A 4,639-nucleotide genomic window follows, 5' to 3' on the forward strand; every position below is an offset into this window, starting at 1 on the left:
TGGTGTGGTTTCCCTTGTCTCTACCGCGCTTGAAGCATTCACACCGTTTGGGCTCGACAATATCTCCGTACCGCTGGGGACTGCGACTCTTGCATACATGATACTGGGTATCCTGTAAACGTATATCTTCATCCCTTTTTACGTCAATCTGACGGTTGCGACCGTTGCAAGGGTCCTGATGTGGCTGACCTTCTCTGCGCAATTTGTTGGCTTCTTCGCATTTTGCTGCATCTGGGCAGTGGGTCGATTCCGTCTGATGCTGTTTTTCATTACCACGAATACCATGGGAAAGGCCAGCCACTCGCTTTTAAGGACTATCATCGATGACATCCAGAAGAATGGTAGTACTAGGGATTGGGCGTCAGAAACCGCAGATACGTGGGTTGGTAAGGCAGATATCCTTGCCAGCCGTCCACCGCACGGGTCGTGGAGATTTTCAAGATTGATATCCATCTATCGCCTCCATCATGTGTAACGGCTAGATGGTTTCAGCTGTGATTTGAATGGCACCTTATAGTCTGCTTACAATCTATGCTTATCAATGTCCCGAATCAGCAAAACAAAGAGAGAACTGATTGTCTTCAAGATAAAACGCCTGGTGTCTTCATCGATATCCTTGATAGCAAACACTGCTGCAAATGCCTTTCCCTTTTTATTGCGTAACAGATCACCAAAGGTTTTTGCATTTGTGGATTTTATAACTTGATAAAAGGTATCCACAAAGACTTCCCTTTGTTCCTTGTCATACGATGAAACCCATTTATTCAGGACCTTGTTGAAATACGAGGCGTTTCCGTTCAAATTGATTGCATATTGGAATTCAACACCCTCAACCAACCAAGAAAATGGGTCATGCTGCATAATCCAAAATCGGTCGCTCTTGACAACCTTGAATTCCTCTTGTTGCTGCAGGAGCATCCCTATCAAAGAAGATTGTGGCAATGTCTTCCGGATTTTGCATTTCGTATTCGCATAGTTTTCGCTGAGAAAAACATCTTCAGTGAATCCTGGACCATCATGACTGAATATGACTTGTATCCTATCCTGAACACTTTGGTCACAATACATTGAGGCATACACTGCGATATTGCCTCCTTTTGAATGCCCTCCGACAAGTATAGTCCGATATGAGCTTCCAATGAAACTGTTCAGGTATCTCACACCTTCCTCCTGAGAAGGAACCGGGTTAAGGAATGCCATATTGAAATCCTCTTTCCATCCCACGAATGTCGAATCAGTCCCTCGAAAGGCAACATATGCCACCCCATCACCAATCAGGAAAGTGATTGCAGAAAACTGCTTTTCCTGAACTGGGTCTATATAATCAACATACCGAGACATCTGGACATTCTGGAATCTGGGACTATCGGCAAGAGCCAACAACAGTTTCAGGTTACTCCTAGGATCCCGGACGTCCAAAAAAAGCCACTCCAGATTGTCTTGTTCCAAAAGCTCACGGATACTGATAGAAACGTCCAGGGATGATATTCCAGGCACAAACCCATTGAATCGCAGATACGATACTTGCGACAAAACGAGACTGTCCACTTCGCAGAAAGGTCTAGAATCAAAGCTATCTTTTGCCGTTTTGACATAATCAATTATATTACCCATTACCTGCCCTTTTATCAAATAAGCATCCGAAATCCCACGATTAAAAGGCAATGAAAGGTATCAATACCTCAGGGCAAGAGCTGAACTCAGGATGCGTTGCCTCCTTTCCCGCCCCAATGGACGGGATGTCTCACCTTGCTTTCCCTGCACTCGCTCGGGAGAGGAACCATCATGATGATTCCTTTCCTCTCGCCCCGTTGGGGAATGAAGGTATGCATAGCCCAGAAAACCGCAATAGAACGAAGACAAGAAACAAGCCAATATCAATATTAGTAAGTCGATAGTTTCGATAATGAGGGCTCCTACCCCCATAGATTGGAATGAACGGGCAGTTTAAAAGGCCTACCATATTTATTTCCTATATCGTTCACAGGACTCGAAGAGCATATACCCAACCAACTATCCTAATCACTTTTCGAGCCTAACATACCACCATCTTTCACCTTTCATCTATATACTGTTTACGCAACAGAATGGCATGACTCTCCCACTCCTTTGCTGCGCTGGTACACTTTGCACAGAGCTCATCTACATCCTCATGGTCCAGAGGTTGGGTTGAGCTGGCACCAGAGTCCTTCACCATTTGGGCAAGTGCCTCGGGGTTGTCTAGCAGGGGACATGGTTGGAAAAGATTCTTGTTGAATGGCTGGTGTTTTCGATACTCCATGAAAAGTGGAGACTGCAATGCATCCAGCAGTGTACTGTTTCTTATGTTCGTATTCGCGTAGTGGATGAATGCGCATGGTTCCACATCCCCTGCAGCATTGATGTGCAGATAGCTCCTGCCGCCCGCAATACAACCACCTACATACTGGGCGTCGTTCCAAAAGTCCAGCAAGAAAATTGATTTTTTGGTACGCATATCACGTAACCAATGGGCCATGAATTCTCTCTGATCTGCCTTCGTCATCAATGTAGTGTCAGCATTTTTCCCTAAAGGAATGTATGTGAAATACCAACCAAACATGCATCCTTGCTCAACTAGAAAATCCAAAAAATCTTCACTACCAACACCATCCACATTTTTTGAATGATAGCATGTACTGAAACCAAAGGGGGCCTTTGCCTCACGCATATGGCGCATACCTTCCAGAACTTTGCTATAAGTCCCCGATCCTCTTCTGAGATCAGTCTGTTCCTCAAAACCCTCAATGCTGAATGCCAAGGCGAAGTTTCCAAGATCTGCCAAGGATTGTGAAAACTCTCTATCCACCAAAGTCCCGTTGGTGAACGCAAGGAACATGCAATCATCGTGTTTCGCAGCTAGTTTGAGTAGATCTTTTTTCCGTAGTGTCGGCTCACCCCCTGAATAGATATAGAAATAAGTCCCCATTTCCTTGCCTTCCCTAATAATCCTGTCCATCAATGTATAATCCAACGAATCTGTTTTTTTGTATTCGCCTGCCCAGCAACCTATGCAACTAAGATTGCAGGCACTGGTCGGATCCATTAGGATGGCCCAGGGAATGTTGCAATCATACTGGTCCATTAAGACTTGGGCTCGTTTAGTCCTAAGCATTGATGCGTTCAGCACAAAATTCGATAAAAACCGTTTTCTGACTATTGGCTGGAGTTCTTCAAACCCTCTGAGAATGAGATTTCGATATGGATTATCTTTTTCTTTCATCACATTCTTTGCGGCAATGAGCTTACTTCTGTTTCCTTCGTCTTTAATAAAATTCAAGAGGGTATCCACAACTTTTGGGATGTTCTCTTCCGGATTGCTTTCCATGAAATGTAACGCCAGATTCAGTGCAGTACTACTGATACCGTGAGTAACATGATTCATACTATTGCTCCTTTGTTTGTGATAGTCTTGTTCTCAAGACAATCATTGCAGTCCACTATTAAGGGCACCTTCAATACTCAACTCATGTCTCTTATTGGAAATACTTTCCCATTGTTCAAATAGGCAAATATATCGATTACCTTCCCCTTCAACCGTACCGAAAAGGGGTTGCAGTATATGGTTTCGGAAGAAGGATCGTCCCATGAAAGCTGAAGAAAGTGTATACGACGAGCTTTCTCCCAAACTCGCAAAGACAGCTTCTATGACTTTCCCTAAGGATTTGATGGACTCCTGGAGATACTGAGAAACCGTCAAAGGCTGATCGTGGTTCATGCAAACAGCAAACTCCAAGAGAATAGAAGAAAATTTGTGGTTTTGCATAAAATCTGCAAATACGTTGAGTACTTCTTTCAATCTCTGGGAAGAGGAAATCATCTTGGTGTTGACGACATCCTGCAATCTTTCTGTGATCAAATCAACCACATATTGAACCGTCTCCATAAATATCAACTCTTTGTTTGCATAGTATTTGTAGAGTCCAGTTCGGCTTAATCCGCATTGTTTTGCGATTTCCTCATAGTTGGCGGTGTAATAGCCTTTTCTTGAAAAAATGTCCAAGGCCTGCTTGATGATGTCCTTGGAGCGATATTCATGGTCAACTAGTTTCGGCATGATGGTCCCCTTCTATGGAAATTGCTGTAAATTCTTTTTTGACACTAGTGTCAGCATAAAGGATATTTTCTGGGTTGTCAATGGCGAATAGAAAGTTATGCAGTTAGACTCTCAGTGGGAAGCAATATTGGCTTATATATGGAAATCACTTTAACTCAGCAAAGAAATGGATGTTACAGACATTGCTTTAATCTGTAACTTTTAGTTTTCAGGTCTCTGATTCATGGCTTTTCTTCAAAAGAAAAGGTTCAATCACTTTTTTTGTGGGATTGGATAAAGCGATAAAGGTATAGAGAGCCAGAAGCATCAGAAAACCTGAAGATGATTGCATAAGGAAGGGCCATCCCTGTATTATTAGGTCACAACACTTAATCTGTAACTTTTAGTAATCAGGTCTCTGATTCGTGGAATCTTTTACAAAAACAAACCATGTGCTGCCTCCAATAACATCCTTCGAAATAGCAAATTATCTGCTTCAGCATCTTTACGATGCGGGCAAAGTGTGCCATACTTTACCCAACCTAAATATTAGGGAGAGTAAAAGCGGATGGAACAGAAGCACGA

General features: G+C 43.1%; 4 protein-coding genes. All 4 read right to left on the bottom strand.

Translation table 11 applies throughout. The features are described 5' to 3' along the window. Positions 1-138: 138 nt before the first annotated feature. The 4 genes from AB7S66_RS11425 to AB7S66_RS11440 all read right to left on the bottom strand — a co-directional run bounded on the left by AB7S66_RS11425 (position 139) and on the right by AB7S66_RS11440 (position 4,075). Entirely contained in the window at positions 139-321 is a 183-nt protein-coding gene (locus tag AB7S66_RS11425; protein ID WP_428520114.1) for a hypothetical protein, read from the bottom strand. A gap of 201 nt (positions 322-522) precedes the next feature. Further along, the gene (locus AB7S66_RS11430) at positions 523-1,419 is read right to left on the bottom strand and encodes a DUF2974 domain-containing protein (protein WP_428520116.1); all 897 of its coding nucleotides are present in this window, start codon (positions 1,417-1,419) and stop codon (positions 523-525) included. Positions 1,420-2,053: 634 nt separating this feature from the next. After that, positions 2,054-3,403 (bottom strand): radical SAM protein, encoded by a 1,350-nt coding sequence (locus AB7S66_RS11435; RefSeq protein WP_428520118.1) that lies wholly within the window; start codon positions 3,401-3,403, stop codon positions 2,054-2,056. Between the two features lie 42 nt (positions 3,404-3,445). Beyond that, on the bottom strand, positions 3,446-4,075 hold the full coding sequence (locus AB7S66_RS11440; protein ID WP_428520120.1) for a TetR/AcrR family transcriptional regulator: 630 nt from the start codon (positions 4,073-4,075) through the stop codon (positions 3,446-3,448). Positions 4,076-4,639: the final 564 nt, after the last annotated feature.

It is taken from the genome of Sphaerochaeta sp. (assembly GCF_050178175.1).
Lineage (GTDB): Bacteria > Spirochaetota > Spirochaetia > Sphaerochaetales > Sphaerochaetaceae > Sphaerochaeta.